Origin of the sequence: Corynebacterium sp. HMSC065H09 (genome assembly GCF_001812845.1) — a bacterium.
GTDB lineage: Bacteria > Actinomycetota > Actinomycetes > Mycobacteriales > Mycobacteriaceae > Corynebacterium > Corynebacterium jeikeium_D.
Window position 1 is genome coordinate 12,389 of the sequence record NZ_KV810583.1, and the last position, 25,066, is coordinate 37,454.

Annotated in this window: 21 protein-coding genes and 1 tRNA gene; 10 read left to right on the plus strand and 12 right to left on the minus strand. The window is 58.2% G+C overall.

Translation table 11 applies throughout. The features are described from left to right. Window positions 1-107 precede the first annotated feature (107 nt). The 6 genes from HMPREF2878_RS03450 to HMPREF2878_RS03475 form a co-directional block, all read right to left on the minus strand. Window positions 108-1,175 carry a potassium channel family protein gene (locus HMPREF2878_RS03450; RefSeq protein WP_070652855.1) on the minus strand — a complete coding sequence of 356 codons (1,068 nt, stop codon included), beginning with the start codon at window positions 1,173-1,175 and terminating at the stop codon, window positions 108-110. Window positions 1,176-1,290: 115 nt separating this feature from the next. Continuing rightward, window positions 1,291-4,785: an ATP-dependent helicase gene (locus HMPREF2878_RS03455; RefSeq protein ID WP_070652856.1), complete on the minus strand. Its 3,495-nt coding sequence runs from the start codon at window positions 4,783-4,785 to the stop codon at window positions 1,291-1,293. 2 nt (window positions 4,786-4,787) lie between these two features. Continuing rightward, window positions 4,788-8,138: an ATP-dependent helicase gene (locus tag HMPREF2878_RS03460; protein ID WP_246821908.1), complete on the minus strand. Its 3,351-nt coding sequence runs from the start codon at window positions 8,136-8,138 to the stop codon at window positions 4,788-4,790. A 104-nt stretch (window positions 8,139-8,242) separates the two neighbouring features. Beyond that, window positions 8,243-9,094 (minus strand): TIGR02569 family protein, encoded by an 852-nt coding sequence (locus tag HMPREF2878_RS03465; RefSeq protein WP_049191104.1) that lies wholly within the window; start codon window positions 9,092-9,094, stop codon window positions 8,243-8,245. Window positions 9,095-9,103: 9 nt separating this feature from the next. After that, entirely contained in the window at window positions 9,104-10,012 is a 909-nt protein-coding gene (locus HMPREF2878_RS03470; RefSeq protein ID WP_049191106.1) for a DUF3152 domain-containing protein, read from the minus strand. Beyond that, entirely contained in the window at window positions 10,012-10,236 is a 225-nt protein-coding gene (locus HMPREF2878_RS03475; protein WP_042388469.1) for a DUF3107 domain-containing protein, read from the minus strand. Before HMPREF2878_RS03475 ends, HMPREF2878_RS03470 begins: the two co-directional genes overlap by 1 nt. 94 nt (window positions 10,237-10,330) lie before the next feature. Between HMPREF2878_RS03475 and HMPREF2878_RS03480 the strand changes: the two genes are divergently transcribed. Both HMPREF2878_RS03480 and HMPREF2878_RS03485 read left to right on the plus strand, forming a co-directional pair. Further along, window positions 10,331-11,695 carry a DEAD/DEAH box helicase gene (locus HMPREF2878_RS03480; RefSeq protein WP_070652858.1) on the plus strand — a complete coding sequence of 455 codons (1,365 nt, stop codon included), beginning with the start codon at window positions 10,331-10,333 and terminating at the stop codon, window positions 11,693-11,695. Window positions 11,696-11,763: 68 nt separating this feature from the next. Then, window positions 11,764-13,095 carry an Rv3212 family protein gene (locus HMPREF2878_RS03485; protein WP_070652859.1) on the plus strand — a complete coding sequence of 444 codons (1,332 nt, stop codon included), beginning with the start codon at window positions 11,764-11,766 and terminating at the stop codon, window positions 13,093-13,095. On the opposite strand, the gene HMPREF2878_RS03490 is transcribed toward HMPREF2878_RS03485, so the two are convergent. Continuing rightward, window positions 13,092-13,550, minus strand: a complete 459-nt coding sequence (locus tag HMPREF2878_RS03490) for a hypothetical protein (protein ID WP_236658477.1) — start codon at window positions 13,548-13,550, stop codon at window positions 13,092-13,094. The genes HMPREF2878_RS03485 and HMPREF2878_RS03490 overlap by 4 nt on opposite strands. A gap of 7 nt (window positions 13,551-13,557) precedes the next feature. Here HMPREF2878_RS03490 and HMPREF2878_RS03495 point away from each other — a divergent pair, with 7 nt between their 5' ends. From HMPREF2878_RS03495 to HMPREF2878_RS03505, 4 genes are all read left to right on the plus strand, one after another. Then, window positions 13,558-14,757, plus strand: coding sequence for a diacylglycerol/lipid kinase family protein (locus tag HMPREF2878_RS03495; RefSeq protein WP_256375036.1), 1,200 nt, complete (start codon window positions 13,558-13,560; stop codon window positions 14,755-14,757). A 485-nt stretch (window positions 14,758-15,242) separates the two neighbouring features. Next, window positions 15,243-15,512 (plus strand): WhiB family transcriptional regulator, encoded by a 270-nt coding sequence (locus HMPREF2878_RS03500; RefSeq protein ID WP_016422223.1) that lies wholly within the window; start codon window positions 15,243-15,245, stop codon window positions 15,510-15,512. A gap of 76 nt (window positions 15,513-15,588) precedes the next feature. Beyond that, window positions 15,589-15,663 (plus strand): 50S ribosomal protein bL37, encoded by a 75-nt coding sequence (locus HMPREF2878_RS11610; protein ID WP_014300525.1) that lies wholly within the window; start codon window positions 15,589-15,591, stop codon window positions 15,661-15,663. A gap of 364 nt (window positions 15,664-16,027) precedes the next feature. Continuing rightward, a tRNA-Ala gene (locus HMPREF2878_RS03505) sits at window positions 16,028-16,100 on the plus strand. Window positions 16,101-16,250: 150 nt separating this feature from the next. On the opposite strand, the gene rsrA is transcribed toward HMPREF2878_RS03505, so the two are convergent. Both rsrA and HMPREF2878_RS03515 read right to left on the minus strand, forming a co-directional pair. Further along, entirely contained in the window at window positions 16,251-16,559 is a 309-nt protein-coding gene (gene rsrA / locus HMPREF2878_RS11615) for a mycothiol system anti-sigma-R factor (RefSeq protein ID WP_016422222.1), read from the minus strand. Further along, window positions 16,556-17,185, minus strand: coding sequence for a sigma-70 family RNA polymerase sigma factor (locus tag HMPREF2878_RS03515; protein WP_049172829.1), 630 nt, complete (start codon window positions 17,183-17,185; stop codon window positions 16,556-16,558). Before HMPREF2878_RS03515 ends, rsrA begins: the two co-directional genes overlap by 4 nt. Before the next feature lie 98 nt (window positions 17,186-17,283). On the opposite strand from HMPREF2878_RS03515, the gene ybaK reads away from it, so the two are divergent. Beyond that, window positions 17,284-17,796 (plus strand): Cys-tRNA(Pro) deacylase, encoded by a 513-nt coding sequence (ybaK, locus tag HMPREF2878_RS03520; RefSeq protein WP_049193314.1) that lies wholly within the window; start codon window positions 17,284-17,286, stop codon window positions 17,794-17,796. Between the two features lie 39 nt (window positions 17,797-17,835). Here ybaK and HMPREF2878_RS03525 read toward each other — a convergent pair whose 3' ends face one another. Next, entirely contained in the window at window positions 17,836-18,531 is a 696-nt protein-coding gene (locus HMPREF2878_RS03525) for an SOS response-associated peptidase (protein ID WP_049172825.1), read from the minus strand. Window positions 18,532-18,601: 70 nt separating this feature from the next. Here HMPREF2878_RS03525 and aroA point away from each other — a divergent pair, with 70 nt between their 5' ends. Genes aroA through HMPREF2878_RS03540 form a run of 3 tightly spaced genes read left to right on the plus strand, consistent with a single transcriptional unit; the run spans window position 18,602 to window position 22,501 of the window. Beyond that, window positions 18,602-20,080 (plus strand): 3-phosphoshikimate 1-carboxyvinyltransferase, encoded by a 1,479-nt coding sequence (aroA, locus tag HMPREF2878_RS03530; RefSeq protein WP_080971514.1) that lies wholly within the window; start codon window positions 18,602-18,604, stop codon window positions 20,078-20,080. 2 nt (window positions 20,081-20,082) lie between these two features. Then, window positions 20,083-21,129: a ribosome small subunit-dependent GTPase A gene (gene rsgA / locus HMPREF2878_RS03535; protein WP_049172822.1), complete on the plus strand. Its 1,047-nt coding sequence runs from the start codon at window positions 20,083-20,085 to the stop codon at window positions 21,127-21,129. Next, on the plus strand, window positions 21,116-22,501 hold the full coding sequence (locus tag HMPREF2878_RS03540; RefSeq protein WP_070566228.1) for a chloride channel protein: 1,386 nt from the start codon (window positions 21,116-21,118) through the stop codon (window positions 22,499-22,501). Before rsgA ends, HMPREF2878_RS03540 begins: the two co-directional genes overlap by 14 nt. Here HMPREF2878_RS03540 and HMPREF2878_RS03545 read toward each other — a convergent pair. Further along, window positions 22,498-23,838 (minus strand): fatty acid desaturase family protein, encoded by a 1,341-nt coding sequence (locus tag HMPREF2878_RS03545; protein ID WP_070429791.1) that lies wholly within the window; start codon window positions 23,836-23,838, stop codon window positions 22,498-22,500. The genes HMPREF2878_RS03540 and HMPREF2878_RS03545 overlap by 4 nt on opposite strands. Window positions 23,839-23,907: 69 nt before the next feature. Then, the gene (locus HMPREF2878_RS03550) at window positions 23,908-24,972 is read right to left on the minus strand and encodes a flavin reductase family protein (protein ID WP_070652861.1); all 1,065 of its coding nucleotides are present in this window, start codon (window positions 24,970-24,972) and stop codon (window positions 23,908-23,910) included. Window positions 24,973-25,066 lie beyond the last annotated feature (94 nt).

The following is a 25,066-nucleotide window of genomic DNA, read 5'->3' on the forward strand; positions in this document are numbered from 1 at the left end:
TGCCTCGCGCTGATCTGGATCCAGCCCAGCTAGATATTCCGGCTCGTTCACATCCGCCTCTGAGTAAGTCAAAAGTTGTTAGACCCCATTTTCAAACTTGTCGAGTGCTATTCGTCATTGCTGTAGACACGGCGGACGTACAGCAGCCGGTCGCCTGGCTCCACCGATTCACACTCCGGTGAATCAATTCGGTACAGCTCACCCGAGCGCACCACACCGAGTGCAATATCCGCGAGGTGCCGTGGGCTGGCACCGATTTCCTCTTCGGTGACGAGCCTCTCTGCAACAGAGAATCCTTCATCCGGGCTCAGGAGGTCTTCCATCATCTCCACCACCGAAGGAGTCACTGTGGCCAGCCCCAGCATTCGGCCGGCGGTTTCAGAAGAAATGACCACTTGGTCCGCACCTGACTGCGTCAACAAGTGGCGGTTTTCTGATTCACGCACTGAAGCCACAATTGAGGCACCCGGTGCCAACTCGCGGACAGACAACGTGACCAGCACCGCTGTGTCATCTTTGTTCGGTGCAACGACTATAGAGCGGGCACGCTGAATACCAGCTAACTTCAGCACATCAGATTTAGTAGCCGACCCATGCACCGTCGCCAAGCCTTGATTCGAAGCGTGGTCGAGTGCTTCCTTGTCCGTATCAATGACAACGATTTCTGCCGGATCTACGCCGTCCGCGAGAAGAGCTGCAATGGCAGAACGACCCTTGGTGCCGTATCCGATAACGACGGTGTGGTTGCGCAACTGTCTCCTCCAGCGCTGAATTTGCAGGGTTTTCCGAGACTCTTGGGTCAAAACGGTCAGAGTAGTACCGACCAAGAGAGCAAGGAAGGCCACACGCAGTGGCGTAATGATCAAAATATTGAGTAATCGAGCCCTCTGAGTCACCGGCGTGATGTCACCGTAGCCCGTCGTCGACAGGCTGACAGCCGAGTAATACACCGCATCGATGAAGGTGAGAGGCTCCGTGTATCCGTCGTGGTCGTAGTAGACCACGACGGATGCAACCAGCAGCAAAAACACGGCGTAGTTCAAACGACGTATGATTAGCCGCCAAGGATTCTTCGGCGCGGACTCAGGCAGACCAATGACTCCCAGCAGTGCATGCCCGGGAAGATCATTGAGCCCGGTTTCGTATCCCGAAGATTTCCGAATTGGATTACGCAACCGCTCCTCGCCTGCCTTTCATGAAAACTCCTCCCGGTGAAAAATAGCGCATACAAACTGCAGCTTTCACCTGGATAACTGGCCACGGCCACGCGGCAGTTACATACGTAGATGATTATCCAATCAGCTCGCGCATTTTCCTGTCCAACTCTATCCTGCTTGGCAGTAGCGCTTCATCTGGTATTAGCGTTCGTCCTGCCGAAACATAGAAGAATCCGGCTTCAATGTCTTCGGGGGCCGTTTCCACTCCCATCTCACGCAGCCTATCCGACCACGCCAAGCGGTAAATCGCCAGCTGTAGCGCCGCTACTTCCCTTTCCTTTCCGCGCGGCATCTGGCCTGTCTTCCAGTCAATGACGCTCCACTTCCCGTTGTCCTTAAACACCGCGTCGATTCGGCCGACGACCCGCCGTTGCCCAATGGCAATTTCAAACGGCACTTCCACATGCACTGGCGTGCGGTCAGCCCACTCAGATGCCTCGAAGTTCGCCTTCAATTTCTCCAGTTCGCGTTCGGACGCGACTTGTTCTGTGCCGAGGAAGTCATCCAGTTGATCCCCGAAGAGATCCTCATCGTCCAGCAGGCTGTGTGCACCGAAGCGATTCTCCAACCAAGCGTGGAATGCCGTACCTCGGCGTGCGAATCGGTTTGGCTTAAACGGCACCGGGCGTGCTTTCCGACGAGCAAACGCGACCGGATCCGCAATCATGGCTTGGTATTCGCTAGTGGACATGCTTGTCGGCATTGGTAGATGAATCTCCGCGGCCTTAGCCCGAAGGATTTCATCCACGAGAATGGTCGTTTCCGTTTCCCATACCTCAGACAGGTCACCTGCAATGGGGCGCTCATCCTGGTGTTCGCCCATGTAGCGCATGACATTTTCGGCTGCTCGCTGCACACTATCTCGGCGGTCCCCCAGGGTATCGACGGGCCAGACCACCCCATCAACCGCAGTGTCGCAGTCCAAATCGACTTCGGTGTCCTCTACCTCAGGGTCCTCCCCATCTGTCCACGACACCACATAGTCACTGAATTGCGTGGCGATGGCTCCGAAGTCTGCCGACACGTCAGTGGGATTCTTCAAGCTCGGATTAGGCCGCCTGCTTGCAGTAACAATGAGCTTTTTTGCAGAGCGAGTCATGGCAACGTAGAAGAGGCGCTGCTTTTCTTCCCTCTCCACTTCTCGCAGCTCTTCCTTGTAGGCTTTGATCACCTTGTTGAGGTCGGTCTGGTTATCTGCGCCTGATATGTCCAGTTCGGGGGCATTGCTATCGACAGAATCAGCGACCGGAGCCCAATCGCCTGCTGCAAGCTGTGTTGCATCCTCTGTTGTTTCTGCACTAGCCGTTAACGGATCCACTTGGGTAATTGCACCAGGAGGAAGTTGAACTGAATTGGTGAGCCACGATGACAAATCAACTTTGTCGAATTTGCTGGTGGTGATGCCCGGAACAGCAACCGTTTCCCACTCCAAGCCCTTTGACTTGTGCATAGTCATGATTTGGACGCAGTTTTCCGGCATGTTCATAGGTGCCCGTTCCAAGCCATCATCGTGTTCGACAGCGAATTCCAGATAGTTCAAAAACCCTGTCACATCGTCCGAGATATTTTGAGAATACGTCGCAGCGATATCGACAAACCTATCCAGATGTGCGGTTGTCGGCCTGGTTATCGCGGTAGCAGAACCGTACTGTCCAGCCGCTGCTTCTACGCGAATTCCAAACTCAGTAGCGATGTCCTCGACCAGTTCCGGCAGAGGCTTATTCAGCGAGAACCGGCGTAGTTTTCGTAGGCTTGCACCCAACTGTGCGATGCGCACCATTGCTTCATCTGTGTAGTTCAGTGACTCGCTACAGACCAACCGCCCATTTTTTTCCACACTGCCGCGCGCCAGCGGGGTGCCGTCGTAAAAACGAATATCCGGGTCGGCGATGGCGTGCCCCAACCCCACCGCAGACGATGCTGCTTCGGCATCTTCCACGAGCTTGTCATACTGGCGAGCGAGCTGGGAAAGCGGTGAGGAGTCTGAAGTCTCTTCGACATTGCCCTTCTTTCGGGCCAACTCGTCCTTGCCTGCCATTGCCAGCTGGTCTACACGAGTGCGAAGTGCCTCCACGTCCGCGGCACCCAAATTGAACTGTGGGCTGAGCAGCAGACGCAGAGCATCCGGGTCTGAACTGGGGTCGACCAATATCTTCATCACCGAGGTGATATCCATGACCTCGGGCAAGTGCAGCAATCCAGCGAGTCCCACAATGATTGCAGGCACACCCCGCTCAGACAGTGCCTCTAAATAGACAGCCGATTCAGCATTTGTCCGAACCAGGATGGCGGCATCGAGCTTGTTGCCAGCTGCTTCACATTCGCGTAATTGCGCCTCCATGCAATCTGCGATGTATGCAACTTCTTCCTCACCGGTTGCAGTGAAAGCAAGCTGCACCTCGCCCTGGCCTGCTTTTGGCCCTGCATCCAGTGCCTCTACCGTACGAGCCTGCCCCGCAAAAGCACGGTCGGAGACTGCGTTAGCAAGCTGCAGCACTGACTGCGGGTTTCGCCAAGAAATGGTCAGTTGCTTTTTCTCCGCTGGCTGCCCATCCGACCGCGGAAAATCATTGACAAACTGCACAAGGTTTTCGGCCGTTGCTCCTCGCCAGCCATAAATTGCCTGCATCGGATCGCCGACAGCGGTGACACAACCACCGGAGAACAGCGCACGCAGGAACAGCCGCTGTGTGTGCGACGTGTCCTGGTACTCGTCGAGCATGATGATCTTAAAGCGACGCCGCTCCTCCTCCCCGACTTCCGCGAAGTCGGTGGCTAGCCGGGCCGCCCGAGCCATCTGCATACCGAAGGTGGCGACATTTTCTTCATTGCACCGAGCTCGAACCTGCTCTACCAGCGGCAAAATCTCTAATCTCTCCCGCTGCTTATCGACGATGCCCTGTAGATCGCCAATTAGTCCCTCGCGTTTACCCTTCTGCGGGGTCTGCTCAATATTGCTGATGAACGCTTCGGTTTCCTCGCGAATCGCCTGCGGGGTAGATAAGTTTGAGTCGATGTTCGACCCCAGCTCAATAATGCGACTAGCCAGCGTTGATGGTGCAATATCGACATCAATTTCGGTCACATTGCGAGCTGTTTCCCAGGCCAACTGCCACTGCGTCGCGCCATCCATAATGGTGACCCCCGGCTCCGTCGGCAGCAAAAGACCATAATTGCTCACGACTTCAGAGGCATAAGCATCGTAAGTAAGCGTGGTTGGGGCAATGACCTCGAGGCTTGCTAATACCTCTGGTGAAGCTTGTGCACGAAATGCAGCGGAGGAAGCAAGCGCATTCAGCTGTTGGCGGATACGGACGCCGAGCTCGCGCGCTGCCTTCCTGGTGAAGGTCAAACCTAGAACTTCTTCTGGGCGGATAAAGCCGTTGGCGACCAACCACACGACACGGGCAGCCATTGTCGCTGTTTTACCAGCACCGGCACCGGCGACAACAAGCATTGGTTCCATCGGTGCACCGATTACCGCCGCTTGTTGCGGAGTGGGCGGAAAGTCCTGCCCCATCATCTCCGACAGGGTGACGGGATCAATGATGGTTCGTTCCTCCGACATGACTACCGATTCCCTTCTGCTGCCGGGCACGCCTTCGAAAGCGTGCAGAACTTGCAATGATCACCAGCGAGCGCCAAGGCACGCGGGCCAGACGTCGCACGTGCTACCTGCTCCACGCGACGCTCCCAGTCAGCCAACTTGTCTTCCGTGAGCTTTGACTGTTCTCGGCTAGTGATAATGGTCTTATTGTGTGACTTTCGCGGAAATACCAGGTATGCCCCAGATTGTTCAATGCCTTCGCCGTTGTCCACAGCGAGCCCATCTCCGCTTTCAACGAGCTTCCCCTTCGACAGCGCTAGTTGATATGTAGCTAGCTGTGCGTGTCCTTCTACTTCTTTACCGGAGGGCGCTGTCTTACCGGTTTTGATATCGACGATTTGAACTGCACCATCAGCGTCTTCAATCAACCGGTCGATTCGTCCGACAATCACGATGTCATCGTTGATGTTGACATTTACTGGGACCTCGGTTCCGATATCTTTCTTAGTCTCAATCCACCGCTGCCAATCCTCCAGCCCGGTCAACCAGGTCTCTTCCTCAGTACGCTTACGCCACTCCGGATCATCGGACAGGTCCCCAAAAACACGCCGGATCTCAGACTGAGCCTCAGGCACAGTCACTCCCTTCGCGACTGCTTCTACCGCCTGATGCAGTAGAGAGCCCAGATACATGGCCGATGTCGGTGCTGATTTATCCAACATGGCCTTCAACGGACAACTCAGGGTTGCTTCCACCTTGGAGGGATTGATCCTCATCGGCTTCTTGTCATTTACCGGCTTCGAAGTCGACGGTGCACGGAGCCCCCACCAGGTGTCTGGATGTGCGCCAGCAACCTCAACCTGCGCCAATCGCGCGAGTTGACGTGCAGCTTGTCGACGCCGCGTCTCAGTCTCCGCATCGTCTACAACGGCTGCACGCAGTTCTGCCAGCAGTGACTCCACAGAGAGCACCCGTGGCAGGCCTTCACCGGCCCATGCGACATCTTCTGCCTCTGCAACATCCGGATTGCCGGCGTTTACTTCATTAGCCGTAGCCCCGACTCCGTTCGCAGACGACGAGGCTTCCGATTGTTTCGCCAGCTCCGTCACCGAATTACCGAGCTTTTCAACGAGCTCGATAATAAACGGACTGGGAACTCCAACATCGTCAGGAGAATCGACTGCGGTCAGCAGTACCCTGTCGCTCGCCCGTGATACCGCGACGTGCAGCAAACGACGTTCCTCCGCCAGCGCATCCGCCATGGAATTGATGTACTCCCGCGGCTCAATTCCGTGATCGACGAGACCGATGAACTCGTTCTGCTTCATCACCGAGCCAGTCACACCGAGGCTGGGCCACTGGCCTTCCTGGACTCCGACAACCGCTACTGCTTTCCACTGCCTGCCCAGAGCCGCATGGGCTGAGAGAATGCGCACGGCATCGCGCTCTACCCCGCTACGGTCACGTGCGCCGATGGGCAGCTCCTGCTCTTCCACAGAAGCGATAAAACCGTCAACCGTCAGTTTTGGATTCAGCTCCACACGGTCACCAGCAAAGTCGAACAGTGCCATCACAGCATCCAAATCGCGGTCAGCCGATGCGCCAGCTGTACCGCCGCGCAACGATGCCGCCACCAGATGGTCTGCCAAACCAGTGGACTGCCAAATTGCCCACAAAGTTGCTTCCACACCATCGCGCAACGCTTCACGAGCTGCGCTCAACAGATCCAGCGGCACCTGCAGCGCCTGACGTTCACGCTGCGACAGAGACTCAATAAGCTCCAGCTGTTCAGCTGTGAGTCCCTCTGCCTTCAAGATTCCGATGAGCTGAGTCATCGCGGCCCCGCCGAACAGGTCGGCCTTCCGGATTCCGCGCAGCAGACGCTCTTTGACAATCGGATCCATGTTGACCAATGGGCCGGAGAGGAACTCGTCCCACTCCACGTCATCGAGCTGGTTCATAGTTGCCCGCAACGCCACCATCAGCGCTCGCACCAATCGCTGATGACTTAGCACGATGTCCGTTGGGTCAATCTGCACAGGCACACCCGCACGCGACAACGCACGGAACAGAGAGGACTCCCCTGCACCGGACCGGACGATGACCGCCATATCCTTCCATGCCACTCCCTCGTCAATATGAAGGCGCCGGAAGTAGTCCGCGACTGTGGCTCGCTGTGCACGTTCAGAAGGATGAATAGCTATTTTTACTGCACTTTTAGCTGCGTACGAGTTTTCCGCTGCGACGGTATCGCTGTTGTTTCCAACTTCGGATTCACGAGCTTCCTGTGCTCCAACTGAACCGACAATGCCACGGTATGCAGGCGCCTTAGGCAAGCGCTGAGAAACTGCGTTGACTAAATCCGCGATATCAGCGTTACAGCGGTAAGACTGCTGCAAGTGGATTGCCTTGTACTCGACCTCACCAGTCCCCCGGAGATAGTCATTATTAGCACCGCGGAAATGGAATACCGATTGATCTTCATCACCAGTAATGACGGCTACGGCCGCCTGCGACACAAACCGATCCACAAGACGCGCAGCTTCCGGGGATAGGTGTTCAGCATCATCGACCAGCACCACCGACTTTCCCCACCGAGCCAGTGCTTGCGCGTCTGTATCCAGCTCCATCAATGCCGCAGAGACAATCTCTGCAGCGTTCAGGCTGGGCTCCCACGCCAACCGCATAGTCTGCTGATACTCCGCCATAAACTTGCCAGCCGCACACCACGACTCAATGCCATAGTCCACGCCGAGCTGCTGAAGCCTCGGGGCGTCAATCCCCCGCTCAGCTGCACGCAGCAGAAAGTCACGAACCGCACGGGAAAAACCGACTAACGGAAGAGCCGGGCGCAACCGCTCTGGCCAATACGCACCACCATCTTCCGCATGACCGGCCAAAAGTTGCCGCACGACAGCATCTTGGCGTGCACCAGTGGTCAACGATGGTTCAGGCTCTCCCCGACTGACAGCGGCATCACGTACTACTGCATAGGCAAGCGAATGCACGGCACGCACCATGCCACCTTGACCTGCCCCGACCGAACCACCTTCCCCCAGTTCAGAGGAAAAACGCCTGTCAATATCCCGCCTCAATTCCGCGGCGGCCTCTTTTGACTGTGACACCACCAAAATGCTGTCCGCCGGAATGCCCGCCTGCATGTAGTCCACCGCGAGATCTGCCAGCAGCGAACTCTTACCAGTCCCTGGACCGCCTAAAACACGCACAACAGGCTGGTTTACAAGCTTGTTCTCTACCACGAGCGCCTGATTATGGGAAGGGAAAAGCGTCTCTACCGCAGTACCCAACCACTGCCGACGACGAGGAGGTTCCTCCTGGACGAACCGAACCTTCGGCATTCCATCTACGTTCATGTGCACCATTGTGGCACAACCCCCGGACCAGCACTCGAACACCTATTCGAAATAGGGAGAAAAATACCCCCGCCCAAAAAAACGCCTGTAAATACTGCCCGGCGTTACTTAGACACAAACGCGCGAACTAGCGAAGCTGCGCGGAACAGACCGCGATACGCACCCGGCTGCGATTCTGGACTAACAGCGTGGACAAAAAGTCGATAACACATCGCACGAACGAGCAACTGACCGAAATCCGGCAGGTGATCGAAGCGCCGCAGTAGCTCCTCATCAGCCCCCATCATGGACAGACAATCCACTGCCGCCAAGGCAGCTGTCCAACCACGGACATGCCACGCTGGCACGATATCGGTGAGAACCGGGGCGGCCGTGCCGTCGTAAAGCAGCGTGCCGACGAGGTCTGCGTGACAGACCTGCAGAAGCTCCGTTGGCACAACCATCTCTGCCCGCAGCTGGAGAAGATCACCGGAGATCGTGAGAGCCTCGGCACAATCGGCGCGGGGGACGCTATCCGCGTCGAGAAGCTGCTCGAGGATGCCGATTGGGTCAGAGTCCCAAGCTGCGCGATTACACATGACGAAGTAATCGGGCTCCTTATCAAGGAGGAACTGTGGCCGTTCAATACTGGCAAGCGACTCTTCCACACGACCAGCGGCCACAATGGTTTCATCGGCACGTGGCGCGAATCCCCCCGGGATGAAATGACGAGCCTGCCACCCAGCAATAACCAAGCGGCCGTCGCTGGTACGCACGGATTTCGCCACTCGGACGCCATCGACATCTAGCGCACTGCGAACCTTTGCAGACCACAGCGCCTGCGCCGAATTATGTACCGGCGAAAGGACAATGGAATCGTCGTAGACCCAGCCATTGTCCCAAGCTCGCCCGGCACGATGCGGCTCGCCCTCGGCACCAAAGGCCTCTAAAACACGGTCGGGAGGAGTGGCGATCATAATCTGCTACTACCTTGCTTTCTGAGTCGGTGCGGCCGTATCGTCGTCCGCCCCAAATGGGTACGGCCAGCCGTTGACAGAACACGTCTTACCATCGACCTGATAGACCTCGCTGCTGTCGATTTCGTGCAGTTCATCGTTCGACACGCTCAGGGTCTGCTGCATCATGATTGGCGCGATACCGCCGTCCCTCGGGCAGGGCTCGTGAACCGCGTACCCAAGTCCGTGACCAACCTCGTGATTAATAAGGTATTGGCGATACAATCCCAGATCCCCCTCAAAAGGCAGGGCACCTCGAACCCACCGGGCGATACTGACGACCACGCGCCCCGGCTCACCTTCCCGCTGCCCAGACAGGTAACAGGAGGTCTCCATTCCCAAGGTGTTGCCGCACAGCTGATGTGCGGTTCCAGTCGCGGAAAGCTGCACGACAATCGTCGGATCCTGGTCGCGAGGCACTGCCTCGAAAGAAAAATCTGGATTAGCTGTCCAGCCACGTGGATCGGCCAGAATCGAGTTCACCGTCTCTGCAAAGGCGCGCTCGCCACCAATCGAAGGAACATCAATGTTGTCTTCAATTTCCACGGAATAACTGACCGCATTGTCGCGCCCCTCCCCGACACGGGGATGCGCCACGGTGACATCTTTAAAATTTCCCGAGGGCTCCGTGGCAAAGGCCGGACCGGGTGGCAACTGCCCTCCCTCGTAACCATCACCGTATCCCTCACCGGGCACCGGGCCAGGGCGACCATTGCCACTCTGCGAGGCGACAGTGCCAGTGCCGGAACCTGAAGAATCATCTTCAGCAGTGAAGATGTCGAAGAGAATGATGACTGTGAGCACCACAAGTACGGGGATGGCATAGGCTCGCCATCCCCAGCTCCTTGCAATGCGTACGAGAAAGGGTTCTTGCGTCATTAGGCGAAGAAGCCAACCTTACGGTCTGCGTTGTTACCGGTACGGACGTAGGCGACTTTGTCAGCATTAATCAGGTACTCCTGACCAGCGCCGTCGCTGAGCTCAATCACACCTTCGCCAGCAGCCAGCTTCTGAGAGATCGCAGCCTTGACCTCCTCGCCACCAGCGACGTTTTCAATGTTCAGCTCACGCGTATTGTCTGCAAATCCAATAGTGATGTCCATAGGTGACATCATAACCATTCCCAAAGCGGCTAGGATTAGAGAGACCGATTAAGCCGTCGTGTCACGTGAGGTTACAAACAGCAAAGGAGTCGCCGTGGCAGAGTCCCAGTCCCCGACATTCGTCGAATTGGGGGTCGCCGCGGAAATCTGCGACGCACTCGCCGACGAAGGAATCACCCGCACATTTGCCATCCAGGAACTGACGCTGCCCTTGGCGCTCGACGGCACGGACATCATCGGCCAAGCCCGTACTGGAATGGGAAAAACTCTTGGTTTTGGTGTCCCCCTTATTGACCGCGTCTTTGATGACGCCCGCATTCCAGAACCGGATGGCACTGCCCGCGCAATCATCATCGTCCCCACCCGTGAGCTATGTGTGCAGGTCGGCGAGGATTTGGCCCGCGCTGCGCACTCAACCAATCTGCGTGTGTGCACTATTTACGGTGGCCGCCCCTATGAGGAACAGATTGAACAGCTAGACCGCGGCGTGGACATCATCGTCGGTACTCCCGGCCGTCTCATCGATCTTTACCAGCGCAATAATCTAGAGCTGTCAGGCGTAAAGATTTTGGTTCTCGACGAGGCCGACGAGATGCTCGACTTGGGCTTCCTGCCGGACATCGAGAAGATTCTGGCTGCGGTGCCAGATGAACGTCAGACCATGCTCTTCTCGGCAACAATGCCGGGCCCAATTCTGACTCTCGCACGTACCTTTATGAATCGCCCGGTGCACATCCGCGCTGAATCAGGCGAGGAAGAGGCCACAGTCCACGAGACCACTAAACAGATTGTTTTCCAATCGCACCAGATGGATAAGGTCTCGGTCATTGCCCGCATCCTGCAAGCCAACGGTCGTGGTCGCACCATCATTTTTGCTCGCACGAAGCGCGGCGCCGCCTCGGTTGCTGAGCAGCTCGGCGAGCGCGGCTTCCTGGTCACCGCCGTCCACGGCGATATGGGCCAGCCTGCACGTGAGCGCTCGCTAACGGCGTTCCGCAATGGCGACGTCGACGTCCTGGTCGCAACCGATGTCGCGGCTCGCGGTATCGATATCGACGATGTCACCCACGTCATCAACCACCAGGTGCCCGATGACGAAATGACCTATGTCCACCGCATCGGCCGCACCGGCCGCGCGGGACACAGCGGTGTCGCCGTTACGCTCGTCGGCTGGGATGAAACCACAAAGTGGAAGGCTATTTCAGATGCTCTCGACCTGGACATGGCCGAGATTCCGACGTGGTTTTCCACCTCCCCCGAGCTCGCTGAAGCTCTAGACATCCCCGAGGGGATCGATGAGAAGGTCGGGCCAGCCCGCCCGGTGTTGGGTTCCAGACCACCTCGCGGGCGTGGCGGAAGACGCCCGCGAAACAACCGCTCACAGGCTCATCATCGCAATCGCGGCCAAGGACGAAGCTCAAAGCGGGCCGGCCACTCCAATTCTCATCGTCGCAGCTAGGCCGCTGCGCGTGCCAACTCCCCGCCTCACCTCTCGCCACGACCACTCGTCGACAGGACATTCCAACCGTGCTGCAGTCACCACAAGCCAACGCTGAGCCCACCACTGCAGAGACCCGACTGCGCCGCAATCGAATCGCATCAGTAGTTCTCATCATCGCCGTAGTGCTAGTCGTCGGTTGGACATGGGTCGCTTCTCCGGCTCGTAAGGTCGATCGCACTGAATCCACGGCACCGACGAGCAGCACAGCGCAAGCCCCGGCCGCGAACAATCCGGAGGCAATGCCACATACTCTCCGGCCGGTGTGGTCCACCGAATCGTCGGCAAGCACAAGCACGCACACCATCTCCCCGGCGCCACTGGTGATGGACAACTCCCTCATCGTTGCTGAGAACAAGGGCGTGCGTGCTATCTCGCTTAACGACGGCACGGAGCGCTGGCACTATCGACGAGATATTCCGCTTTGTGCGCTCTCGGGCAGTGATGGCCAAGTTTTCGCGACTTTTCGTGGGGCAGCTGGCTGCGGTGAGACCGTTGCACTCAAGCCCGACTCGGGACAGTATGTTGCGACCCGTAAATCGATTGCGGCTGACGGCCCTGCCGCCGTGCGCTCGAACTCATACGCAGGTGTCTACGACTCTGGATTCCTGGAGCTGTGGCGCTCTGACCTGGTCCGAGTAGTCGAGTACGGCAAGATTCCAGCGTCTCCGGAACCGAAGATGCAGCCGCATCCGGAGTGTTCGATTATCAGTGCGCTCACGCGCGTGGAGCTGCTGGCCGTCGTAAACAACTGCGATGGTCACGGGCGCCTGGTCATGCAGGCGGCAAATCCGGAGGAGTCTCGGAAACCGGAGGTCAAGAGCGATATTGACCTTGGTCCGGCAACTGCAGATATGTCACTGGTATCGATTGGCCAGGACACGGCGGCGGTACTGTCAGACAACCGCATCCGAGTTTTTCGTATGGACGGCACGATGCTGACTGAATTGGCGCTGGATGAGACTACCCTGCGCCCAGCACCGGTGGAAGCTAACTCCAACGGCGATGCCCCGCGTGCGCCTTTTACAACGGATCTTCCCCATCACATGACGTGGTGGTCGCCGCGTGGTTTACTGGGCTTCCGCCCGAGCACCCTGGCGCCGGATTTCGAGTTTCCTGAGGCCACAGGAACCCCAGCTCCATGGGGTGAGCATGTTTTCATGCCAGTCGCTGACGGAGTCGCGGTATTGAATGCCAAGACTCTCGAGATTATCGGCACACTCCCGTTGCCTGCAGCTGCGAAGTCCACTCAAGCAAATAATGCGGACAAGCCGGAAGTGCCCGTGCGCCTTGCGGTTGTCGGTGACACGCTACTGGTTCAGCGCGGTGAGTCAGTCGACGCGTTCGCCATCGAAGCTTAGAAAGAGCGGGCAGCCCAGTCAATTGCCTTCGGACTAAACATACAGACCAGCGCCGCAATTGAAGCTGCCGCCGTCGGCAGAGCCAGCAGAAAAGCGCTCGAGCGGAACATGTAATAGGCCACACCGAGCAAGCAGAGGTTGAGCATAATAATCGGCCCGCGCCCCCAACGGGCGCCACGCAGCAACATAATCGCACCAGCGAGAACAGAGCCAAAAATGAGAAGGAACCACAGCGCGGTACCCCAACCGGAAATGACCGCGGCCTCGTCGCGGTACCCCATCAAATCACGAATCAGAAGGAAGACTCCGTAGCCCAGACCGAGGGCACATTCGGCGACACCGATCCACGCACCGACCATGACAACCTGAGGTGCGGCCATCGGCCCGTCAGTTACCGCAAGCTGGTCAGTAGTACGCGATTTGGACGCATTGCTGCTGTTTTTCTGGTTACTCACGCCCTCCATGTTAGCCCGGCGAGAACCGATGAATACACTCTGGAGGCAAGTCGACCAATGCACCCATCACAGGTCTATTCATGCACTACTCTTGGTGCCTGTGCGTGCGTTGCTAATCTCCAATCCGAATTCGACCAGTAACTCTGCTCGACGCATGCCCAGCATTGTGCGGGCGCTTCGCTCAGTCGAGGGGATCCGCTTGACATCCATGTTCACCGCTTACCCCGGCCATGCTGAGGAAATGGTGGCGGGAATAACGGTTCGCGATTACGACGTCATTATTTCCCTCGGCGGCGACGGAACCATTAACGAGATTGTCAATGGGCTCATGGACTCCAACCCATTCTCCGCACTGCCTGCCACTGAACTGCCTGCCATCGCGACAATTCCCACCGGCAGCGCCAACGTCTTGGCAGGTGCGTTGGGCATTCCCCGCGACCCCGTAGATGCCGCGTGGTACATCGCAAGCCTGCTGCGCTCCCGAACCCGCAGCGCTATTAGTGTTGGACATGCAGCAGAGCGATGCTTCGTCGTCAATGCCGGTATCGGCATCGATGCGGAAGTCATTTCCACCATGGAACAGCTCCGACAAAACGGTACCCGCGCCAAAGCCGTGCGCTATTTGCCGGCAATTTTCACCGCATGGAATCAGTTGCGCAAAAGCCCGCCACAAATCACCGCAACTATCGACGGCACGGAGTTTGGCCGTGATCTCGCAATGGCCGTGGTGTCCAACTCCAATCCCTGGACATTCCTCGGCGACCTCCCCATCGTCACCAACCCCACTGTGTCCCTACGCAGGGGCCTGGGCTTTTATGGCTTCACTTCCCTGAGGGGAGTGACGGGACTTGTCGCCGCAGCCAATTTAGCCGGTTTCTTCACCCGACTGCGTTCCCCCTTCCACGTCGAAGCCCGCGAACGACGCGCCGACAACGTCCAGCACATCGAGCTCACCGCTACTGCCCCACTTCGTCTCCAGTTGGACGGCGAGTACATCAATCAGTGTGAGTCCCTCAACATCCGTGTTAAGCAAGGCGCTATCAATTTTGTGGCGCGTGCCGACGATTACACCGAGGACCAGTTCACCAAGAAAGTCGCTACCCGCCCCGTGGACGAGCGCTTGCTCGTTGTGGTGACCAAAAAGGTCATGGATCGCACACGCCGACTGTTCAGTGCTAGCCAAAAAGCCGAGGCAAACCCGACTTAAACTGCAACTGTTTACTGACAAGCCAACAAAAATGCGCCATACACCCTCACTACTGCAATTACCAAAACTAATTTTACCCCCACAAAGGGCTAGTTTTGACCTGGCGTTTTAACCAAAACTTCACTTTTCTGTGAGGTTTGGCACTTTTATTCATTTTGCTCTTTACGAACCGCCCCAGTCGTGAAAACATGTAAATCGTCAGCGAGACAGGCACGCAGTTCACTGGTTGTGTAACCATGCAAGTCTCGCCTTTTTAGGCGCAAACTCTTTGGTGAGTCCCCACTACCTTTCACGTCGTATAGGCGATGGAACAGGTGGCCCCTCCCAAGATGCCTAATACCCCTGGGCAACCGGGAATGAACCCCAACCTTCGTTGAGATACGGCGATTTGTCGTGTCTGACGAAATCCATTTCCGGAGCTGCCTTCCCGCAAGGAAATTTAACCCTGCCCTCACCCGGGGCTCGTAATGTTTTAGGAGTTTGTCATGGATTGGCGTCACAAGGCCGTTTGTCGTGAAGAGGATCCGGAGCTGTTCTTCCCGGTCGGTAACTCCGGCCCGGCTCTCGCCCAGATTGCTAAGGCCAAGGTCGTTTGCAACCGTTGTCCCGTTACTGCTCAGTGCCTGGCCTGGGCACTTGAGACCGGCCAGGATGCAGGTGTCTGGGGCGGCATGAGCGAGGATGAGCGTCGCGCACTGAAGCGCCGTCGCAACCGCGGCCGCACCCGTCGCACTCGCACCAGCACCACGGTCTAATTAAAGGACTTACCCTCGTACCGTGTAATCTATACCGGTTGATACCTGTTTAACCCGATAGAAAGAGAGCCCAGCTATGAGCAAGCGTGGCCGTAAGCGCAAGGACCGCCGTAAGAACAAGGCTAACCACGGCAAGCGTCCGAACAGCTAAGTTGCCCTTAGTTGCAGCAGTCTTAGCCATCACCGGCTAAGACATCTCACTCCACTCCAGCACAACTCGGTATTGCACCGAGGGACGGGGTGGAGTTTTTTATGCCTCCAGCGGATACCTCAACGGGTAGCAGGTCTGAAAGTGACTAGGTTTATGACACATGAATTGAATTCACCCGCGGTTTTTTGTCATAAACCTAGTCACTTTCAACACCTTTTCGATGCCTCGTCGATACCGCATCCTCGCTTTCCGGATTAACCATCCGCCAGAACCTTACCAGCGAGTTTGGAGCCCCAACCCCACCGGAGTAACGTCTGAAAACAGAGCTTTTACAGCAGCTCCAGCTAGGTTGCTCGAAAGCAATGGGGCTATAGCTCAGTTGGTAGAGCGTCGCGTTCGCAATGCGAAGGTCAGGGGTTCGATTCCCCTTAGCTCCACAAATAGCTCCACAAAAATATCCCAGGCCACATCACCGTGACCTGGGATTTTCCCATTACGCATTACGCATTACCGTATTACGCAACATCGCATTAAGCATCAAAGGAATACGCGCCAAAAGATGACGCACCTAACCTAGCCGCCAGCAGCTACCTGCGATACTCCACCCGCGTATAGGACACACGAATCCGAGTGGTAATGCGCTGACGGAGGTCCTCAGGGGCAGGTTGCTGGCAGCACCGGCGCAGCAGCCGTCGTATAGCTTGCTCGGAACCGAACTCTTCCAAGCACTGAGGGCATTTGTGAATGTGTTCCTCGAGAAAGCGGCGTTCCTCCGAATCACACTCTCCATCCAAAAATGCGTGTAGGCGCGAGTGGACATCCTGACAGAAAGCATCTTCACAGGCGTGCCCGCGCTCTGGCGTCTGCTCCATATCTTGGCTCGACTCTCGGCTCATCGCGGAGAATCTCCCTTCTCTTCTTTCAAGAATCCACGTTCCACGGCTACGTTGTGCAACGCGTCTCGGAGCTGTTTTCTTCCACGGTGGAGCCGACTCATCACAGTTCCGATGGGCGTGCCCATGATTTCGGCGATTTCCTTGTAGGGCAATCCCTCGACATCGGCGTAGTAGACCACCATCCGGTAGTCCTCTTTGAGGCTCATCAAAGCGTCACGAATTTCCTCATCAGGAAGCTTTTCCAGCGCTTCAACCTCAGCAGAGCGCAGCCCTATCGAAGTGTGCGACGCGGTTTCCGCGATCTGTGAATCCGTGATGTCATCGGTGGCGTACTCGGCAGGACGTCGCTGCGCCTTGCGGTAGCTGTTGATGTACGCATTCGTCAGAATGCGGTAGAGCCACGCTTTCAGATTCGTGCCCGGCTTGTAGGAGCGGAAGCCCTGAAAAGCCTTGATATAGGTCTCCTGCACCAGGTCTTCGGCATCGGCGGGGTTGCGTGTCATCCGCAGCGCCGCTCCATAGAGCTGATCCAAAAGCGGCATGGCATCACGCTCAAAGCGCTGCGCAAGCTCCTCATCCGACTCATCAGTCCGGATGGCCGATGTTCCTGTCTGATCACCTGACATGCTACCTATCCTAAAACATCCGCACCCACGAGTCGGCCAGACCCCCGTCACCAGGCATTTCGTCGCGTAGCTGCACTGGTGTGCAACGATGGGAAATTATGTCGAAGAAGTCCGCCAAGAAATCCGCTGCCGCCACCCCGGCAATCGCCGTCTGTCAGAACGCCGGAATCGACTTCCACGTTCACCAATTCCCCCACGGCAGCGACAACTTCGGCGAAGAGGCCGCCTCTTGGCTACTAGAGCATCTCGGAGTCGAGCCCGAACGCATCTTCAAAACTCTCATTATCGAGCTATCCGGCAAACGCACTGGGCTGGCCATCGCCGTCGTCCCCGCCACCGGAATGCTCAACCTCAAGGCCGCCGCCGCGGCTGTCGGGGCTTCCAAGGCAACGATGGCCGACCCCCATGACGCGTCACTTGCCACCGGCTACGTTCCCGGCGGCATCTCCCCGCTTGGCGGTCGCCGCAAGCTCCCCACAGTCATTGATGAGACAGCCACTCTCGCCGACACTGTGTTTGTCTCCGGTGGTCGCCGCGGGTGGGACATCGAACTGTCACCCGCTGATCTGGTTTCGCTTTGCGACGCCACGGTCGCCGACATCGCCCGCTAACCCTGCGGCTACTCCTGCAACCTCCCCGCTGATACGGCCTTAAAACAGCTCCTCGTTGTGGCCGGGTGCTGCTCCATCGGGCCCATTCAGCAGGTGCGGCCCTTCATTCGCAACATTGCCGACGGCGCGGTTGACCGGTCGGATGGTCAGCTTGTCCACCACTTCTGCGCTGGTCATGCCAACATTTCCGTCTGCTGCCCAGGCCGAGAGATCCAACCAGTCACTGACTTCGTCGTCGGCAAGCACGCGCGGCATACGATGATGCAGATCCGCGAGCTGTCCCACGGCGTCGGTGGTGAGAATTGTGGCGGAGACGATATCGCCCCAGCGCGCCCACAGCCCCGCGACGGTGAAAAGCGGTGCGTCATCGCTGAAGCTGACGAAGTAGGGCTGGCGATTCTTCCACTCGTACCAACCGTTCATGGGGATTGCGCAGGGCAGGCTGTCCCGGAAAGTCGGTTTGGACTGCCAGGTTTCCGCACGAGCATTGAAGAAAGGTGTTGTTGGCACTTCGCGGGCCCACTGCGGAATTAAACCCCAGCGCACGGTGGCAGCAATGGTTCCTGTGCGGCCGGGGTGCTCGCGGGCAAGAGCAACTATTGGCATGGTCGGTCCGATGTTGTAGCGGGAGGTGGGCAACGGGCCGTCGGCACGCACGGGCGCCAAACCGGGAATCTCAGCCGTGGTGCTGAGCAGTTCTTCGGCGACTGTGAAATTGACGAAACGACCACACATACCAACTGATTGTGCCGTTGACTCCCCCTCTAGTCGAGGTATGGAGTGAAAGTGTTCCATAATTGGTTGTGTGTGTTCCCAAAATCAGAATTGGTCCGCCCCTACTGTAAGTGTCGACGGTGCCGAGGCCGGTCGACAGCCTTTTAGCGCCACGGTGCAGATTGCCGGCTCGAAGTCGATTACGAACCGTGCCCTTGTCATCGCGGCGATATCTTCGACACCATCGGTTATCCATGGTGCTCTGCGCTCTCGCGATACCGATCTTATGATTCGCGCACTGCAGGCTCTGGGAACTGACATCAGTGCCGACTCGACATATTCGGGTGCCCCGAACCACACGCTCCGCGTCACTCCACGCATGCTTCGCGGTGGTGTCGTGGAATGTGGTCTCGCAGGTACGGTTATGCGCTTCGTGCCACCTATCGCAGCTCTTGCGCAGGGGTCGGTGTTCTTCGAAGGCGACGTAGAAGCCAAGGCTCGCCCGATGTCGGCCGTGCTGGATGCCCTGCGCAGCCTCGGTGTGAACATCGCGGGCAATGGGCTTCCCTTCACGGTCAATCCGCAGGGTCCGAATCAGGGCAACCGCCTCGGTGACTCGGTTCAAGAGCAAGATTTGCCGGACATCGGCGGCGAAGTGGAAATTGACGCTTCGGCTTCGAGCCAGTTCGTCTCTGGTCTGTTGCTGTCAGCACCGCGCTACGGCCGTGGCCTGGTACTTCGCCCGACCGGTGAGATTCCTTCCCGCCCGCACATTGACATGACCCTGGACATGCTTCGCGAGGCCGGTGTGCAGGTCGAGGAGACCACGGCCGACACACCTGAGGGACCACGCACAACGTTCACCATTCACCCGACCGAAATGATGGGTCGTATTTGGCAGGTCGAGCCTGATCTGTCCAACGCCGCCGCCTTCCTGGCCGCTGCGGCTGTCACTGGTGGCAGCGTCACCGTGCCCGACTGGCCAGAGCACACCACGCAGCCGGGCGACCGCATCCGCGAGATCCTCACCGCTATGGGCGCTACCGTGACGTTCAACCGTCACGAAGGTGGCCACACCAGCCTCACCGTCGTGGGCCCAAAGCCGTCGGAGCTGCGCGGAATCACGATGGACATGTCCGAGGTTGGCGAGCTGACCCCCACCGTCGCGGCCATCGCCGCCTTGGCCACTACCCGCACCGAGCTGACGGGTATCGCACACCTGCGCGGTCACGAAACCAACCGTCTCGCCGCGCTCACCACGGAAATCAACCGTCTCGGCGGTCGCGCGACCGAGCTTGACGACGGCATTGCGATCGACCCCGTTCCGCTCCACGGTGGTCTCTGGCACAGCTACGCCGACCATCGAATGGCCACCGCTGGTGCCATTGTTGGCCTGCGCACGGAGGGCGTGGAAGTCGAAAATATCGGTACCACTGCTAAGACCATGCCTGGATTCGATCTGCGCTGGCTGGAGATGCTCGGACTGGCCTCCCCCAGCCCTAGTTCGTTGGAAAAGTCAGTCGAAGCTCGAATTGATGGTGTGGACAACGGAACCGAGGCAGGGAAATAACAGTGGCGGCACGCAGGCGTGGACGGCAATGGGACGAGTCCGATGTACGCATCCGCCCCGGTAAAGGGTCGCGACCACGGACGAAGGATCGCCCCCGCCACGCCGATGCCCACTGGGGCATGGTGGTGACCAAGGATCGTGGTCGTTGGGGTGTAGTCCTCGATAACAACCCTGATGTTGCAGTGACATGCATGCGTGCCCGCGAGCTCGGCCGCACCAATATCGTTGTCGGTGACCGTGTCGGTGTCGTAGGCGATGTCAGCGGCCGTGCGGGCACACTGGCCCGCATCGTCAAGCTGGCAGAGCGCAGCACGGTTTTGCGTCGCACCGCCGATGACAATGACCCGTATGAGCGCATCGTCGTGGCCAATGCCAGCCTGCTGCTCATTGTGTGCGCAGTCGCCGATCCTGAACCTCGCACCGGTTTTGTCGAACGCGCGCTGGTCGCGGCCTACGCCGGCGGTGTCCGCCCCGTGCTCTGTCTGACTAAATCCGATCTGGCCGACCCAGAGGAATTTGCCGGGGAGTTCTCGGCACTCGGAGTGGATGTCGTTGTCTGCGGTATTAATGATGACTTGGCTCCTCTGTCAGAACTCATCGATGCCCCAGGACGAGTGACAGCTTTGGTTGGGCATTCCGGCGTGGGGAAATCGACCCTCGTCAACCGGATTGTTCCCGAAGCCAACCGTGAGACCGGCGAAGTTAGTGGTGTGGGTAAGGGCCGCCATACCTCCACGCAGTCGGTGGCGCTGATGTTGCCGTCGGAAAGCGATGACGATGCGGCGTCGTGGATTATTGATACCCCGGGCATTCGTTCCTTTGGTCTGGCTCATGTGACACCGGAGACGCTGCTGGCGGCGTTTCCAGATATCCAGGCAGCGACAGATGAATGCCCACGTGGTTGCACCCATTTGGGGCCGCCCGCGGATCCAGAGTGCGCCCTCGACAAGCTGGAGGGAGTTCAGCACCGTCGAGCGATGGCCGTGCGTCGCCTGTTGAGCGCCATCAGCGACAACGAGGACTGGGAGCTGGACATTGAAAGAGACTAGCCACACCGATTCTGTGGAGACGCCCTCTGAAGCCGCGGCTGGTGCTGAGTCGGACAAAGCGGGCTCCGGACTCTACCCCGCTCCCGGCAGTTGGATTCGGCTGTGCATCTACACGCTTATCGTGGGTCTTGCGACGGGGCTCGGAGCTGCCGGGCTCGCGCTGATCATGCACGGCATCGAGTACGCGGTCTACGGGCAGCACGAGGGTGACGTAGCGGTCGTAACCGATGGCACCACTGGTTTACAGCGCTTTGTCGGAATTGTGTTGGCGGGGCTGATTGCAGGACCAATCTGGGCAGCTCTTCGCACAAAGGCGAAGCCTGTGGAAAGCGTTGAAGCGGGCATGCACGGCCGCCCCATGCCTGTGTGGTCAACTCTTGTCAATGTGTTTTTGCAGATGGCGACTGTCGCTGCAGGTGCATCCATGGGACGCGAGAATGCCCCGCGTGAGCTCGGTGCAATGGTGGCCTCGCAGATGTCGCATCGACTGCGCATCGATCCACTACACCGCCGTATTTTGGTCGCAGCAGCGGCCGGTGCCGGCCTGGGGGCGATTTATCACATCCCGTTGGCTGGAGCGGTTTTCTCGTTGGAGATTCTGCTGGGCTCGCTGAGTATTACCGCGGTGATGGTGGTGCTGGCGTGTTCAGCCATTGCCACGGTGACGTCGGGCATTGTGGTCGGCAGTAGCCCGCTCTACAGCCCAATTAATCTCTCGGACGGCTGGGGCAACCTCGGGGCAGCACTGCTCATCGGTGTTATCTGCGGTGCCATTGGCTACGCATTTCGCATTCTCAGCTCGCGGATGTCGGACAAAGCACCGACTGGCTGGCATTCTGCCTGGGCCATCCCCCTCGCATTCACACTGGTTGGTGTGATTTCACTGTGGGTTCCAGAAGTGTTGGGCAATGGCCGTATCGCTGCGACCACAGTTCTCATGGACCGCCCGCTGCTGGGTTTTGCAGTCATCCTGCTGATTGCGAAAGCTGTCGCGGTTCTCGTTACTTTCCGTTCTGGTGCCGTCGGTGGTCTCTTGACTCCCGGCTTTGCCCTTGGCGCGCTCAGCGGTTTCATCGTCGGCTGCTTCGTACAGCCATTGATGCCCTCAGTTCCGCTGAGCGACTTTGCGATTCTCGGCGCGGCGGCCTTCCTGTCGGCGTCCATGGCAGCACCACTTTTCGCACTGATCGTGACCGTGGAGTTCACCGGCCAGAATTCCTCGGCTTACTTAGCACTCTTCCTCGCTGGTGCAACTGCGACGCTGACCGTGACCATGATTCGCGCCTGGCTACGGCTCCCCCACAAGCAATCAATGCCATGGAACCGCGAACCAGCAGTCGCGGCTGCGGTTCGCAAGCGGGCCGAGGGCTAACCGCGCGCAGCAGTGTGCGTCGAGCGACCGGTGTAGGCCCGGACAATTTCCCGGACACCTGGGCGAAGACGGCGGAGCATTCGCAGGCCCGTCGCTAAGCCCTTGCGTTGCGGGGAACTGGACTGGAGCTCCGCTTCAACCTGCGGATACTTCTTGAACGCCGCCTCCGAACGTACCTCTGGGGCGTTGTCCGGGTCAGCGACTAAGAAACGATCCGGCAGCGACAACTTCAGCAGCGTGCGCTGGACCTGGAAGAACTGCTTCGGGAACGACCCCGTGTTGTATGGCAGGTCGTATTCCCGGCAGATCTGCTGAACCTGCTTCGAAATCTGCGCGAGCCTGTTGGACGGCATGTCCGGGAACAGGTGGTGCTCAATCTGGTAATTCAGATTTCCTGAGAGCACCGACAGCGCCAGCCCACCGTGGAAGTTCGCCGAGCCCAGCATTTGGCGCAAATACCACTCACTCTTGTCCTCGGTGTTGTACTGCTCCTTGGTGAAAGTCTCGGCATCATCCGGAAAGTGTCCGCAGAAGATGACCGCGTAGGCCCAAAGATTACGGGCGAGGTTGGCCATCATGTTCGCAAAGGCCACCTCACGGTAACGCGGACCCGCCATCGCCGGGAAGAGAACGTAGTCCTTGAGCACCTGGCGCCCCGACTTGTTGAGCACCTCCATGAGCTGCGGTCGGGCCTCATCCCAGGATTTCTTGCCGGCGAACACGCGCCCGAGCTCGACGTCATAGAAGGCCACTGCCCATTGGAAAAGGCTGGCCAACACCACGTTTGTCACCGGCTGCAGCAGCGTCGATGGCTTCCAACGGCGGTCACGAGTCACCCGGAGAATGCCATATCCCACATCGTTGTCCATACCGAGCACGTTGGTGTACTTGTGGTGGACAAAGTTGTGGGAGTGCTTCCACCCGCTGGATGGGCAGGAATTGTCCCACTCCCAGGTGGCCGAGTGAATCTCGGGGTCATTCATCCAGTCCCACTGACCGTGCATGGTGTTGTGTCCGATTTCGAGGTTTTCCAAAATCTTTGCCAACCCCAGCGCTGAGACGCCCGCCCATTTGAAACCCCAGTGCGCGGTGTTCTTCCACGACTTCGGCAGCATCCCCAATTTGTTCAGGGCCATGCCGGCGGTCGGCACCATCAGCAGGCCTCGACCAGTCACCTCAAGGGTGCGCTGAATGCGGATGAGCGTGCGGATGTAGCGAGCATCCTTCTGTCCCAGCGAATCGCGGTGTTGCTTTTCGATTTCCGCAAACCGACGCCCAATCTCTGCGACGTCTTCTTCGCTCAAGTGCGCATACGATGCGATATCGGAAATTGCCATGGGAAGGGTCCCAACTCCTTTAGGTAGTTTCTCCTGGTTAATGCAGGTTGAGATAGATGTGGGGCGAACTTACAGTTCGATACGCGCGTGCCCCGCCGGCGCACAGACGCACGTTCGGACCCGCTCCCCCGCCACAAACGTCGCCCCGGTGCGGATGTCCCGCGCTGCGCCGTCGGAGAGTTGCTGCACGCACGTCGCACAAATTCCCATCCGACAGCCGTACGGCAGGTCAACCCCGACGCTCTCGGCCGCCTCCAGGATGGTCGTTGCACCGTCTACGTCGATATCGCCTCGGCTGCCGAAACTCACCGTGCCGCCGACCTCCCCCGCCGCCGAGCGGTCAACGGTGAAACGTTCCGTCCGCAGCCCGGGAAACTCCGGCTCAAGGTTTTTCAGCAGTTCAACCGGACCACAGGCATAGGCGCTTGCCGACGATGCCAGCGCTCCAAAGTCAGCAATGATGTCGGTAACCGCCGCAGCGTCAATCCGCGGCTGCGTCTCGGTATTCCGGGCATGCAGGCGATACTTCAACGCGCTAGTGGCGCTGTGCTGTTCCAGCTCGCGAAGTTCGGTGACAAACACAGCTTCTGTCTCGCCGCGGTAGGAGTGAATGTGCTCGACTTCCACCGAGGCATTGCGAGCTGAAAGATCACGCAGCATCGAAATCACCGGAGTGACGCCGGAGCCTGCGGTAACAAACGCAATGCGGGCTGGGGGCGGCTCCGGAAGATGGAAATCCCCAGCCGGGGCAGCCAGGCGGACGACAGTACCCGGCTTGACATTGGCGACGAGGTGTTGGGACACGTAGCCGTCGTTGAGCGCACGGATGTTGATAGTCAGCAGCCCGTCATGAGGCCGCGGCGCATTTGTCAGCGAGTAGGAACGCCACAGGTATTTCCCCTTGACCTCTACGCCAAGTCCGATGAACTGGCCTGGCTTGAAGTCTGTTGGCATCCCCCAACCCGGACGGATTATCAACTCTGCTGAAGTAGGAGATGTGGGATTGATGGCCTCAATCTGACCGCGCAGCTCGCGACTTGACCACAGCGGATTTAGCAAATGCGTGTAGTCATCGGGCAAAAGTGGCGTGGATAAATGCTTGAATACCCGGGAAACTTTGGTCTTAAGCCCCATTTTTGGCCCTCCTGACTGTCACGGACGAACACGCAATAACGCTGTTCATCAGCAGGCATGCCCCACCCGATTCATCATTACGTGTCCGTAGGTT

Bases quoted from the DNA above. Each gene is read 5' to 3' on its own strand.
- HMPREF2878_RS03455 (WP_070652856.1), bottom strand. From the start codon at position 4,785: ATGTCGGAGGAACGAACCATCATTGATCCCGTCACCCTGTCGGAGATG.
- HMPREF2878_RS03460 (WP_246821908.1), bottom strand. From the start codon at position 8,138: ATGAACGTAGATGGAATGCCGAAGGTTCGGTTCGTCCAGGAGGAACCT.
- HMPREF2878_RS03465 (WP_049191104.1), bottom strand. From the start codon at position 9,094: ATGATCGCCACTCCTCCCGACCGTGTTTTAGAGGCCTTTGGTGCCGAG.
- HMPREF2878_RS03470 (WP_049191106.1), bottom strand. From the start codon at position 10,012: ATGACGCAAGAACCCTTTCTCGTACGCATTGCAAGGAGCTGGGGATGG.
- HMPREF2878_RS03475 (WP_042388469.1), bottom strand. From the start codon at position 10,236: ATGGACATCACTATTGGATTTGCAGACAATACGCGTGAGCTGAACATT.
- HMPREF2878_RS03495 (WP_256375036.1), top strand. From the start codon at position 13,558: ATGTTAGCCCGGCGAGAACCGATGAATACACTCTGGAGGCAAGTCGAC.
- HMPREF2878_RS03500 (WP_016422223.1), top strand. From the start codon at position 15,243: ATGGATTGGCGTCACAAGGCCGTTTGTCGTGAAGAGGATCCGGAGCTG.
- rsrA (WP_016422222.1), bottom strand. From the start codon at position 16,559: ATGAGCCGAGAGTCGAGCCAAGATATGGAGCAGACGCCAGAGCGCGGG.
- HMPREF2878_RS03515 (WP_049172829.1), bottom strand. From the start codon at position 17,185: ATGTCAGGTGATCAGACAGGAACATCGGCCATCCGGACTGATGAGTCG.
- ybaK (WP_049193314.1), top strand. From the start codon at position 17,284: ATGTCGAAGAAGTCCGCCAAGAAATCCGCTGCCGCCACCCCGGCAATC.
- HMPREF2878_RS03525 (WP_049172825.1), bottom strand. From the start codon at position 18,531: ATGTGTGGTCGTTTCGTCAATTTCACAGTCGCCGAAGAACTGCTCAGC.
- HMPREF2878_RS03545 (WP_070429791.1), bottom strand. From the start codon at position 23,838: ATGGCAATTTCCGATATCGCATCGTATGCGCACTTGAGCGAAGAAGAC.
- HMPREF2878_RS03550 (WP_070652861.1), bottom strand. From the start codon at position 24,972: ATGGGGCTTAAGACCAAAGTTTCCCGGGTATTCAAGCATTTATCCACG.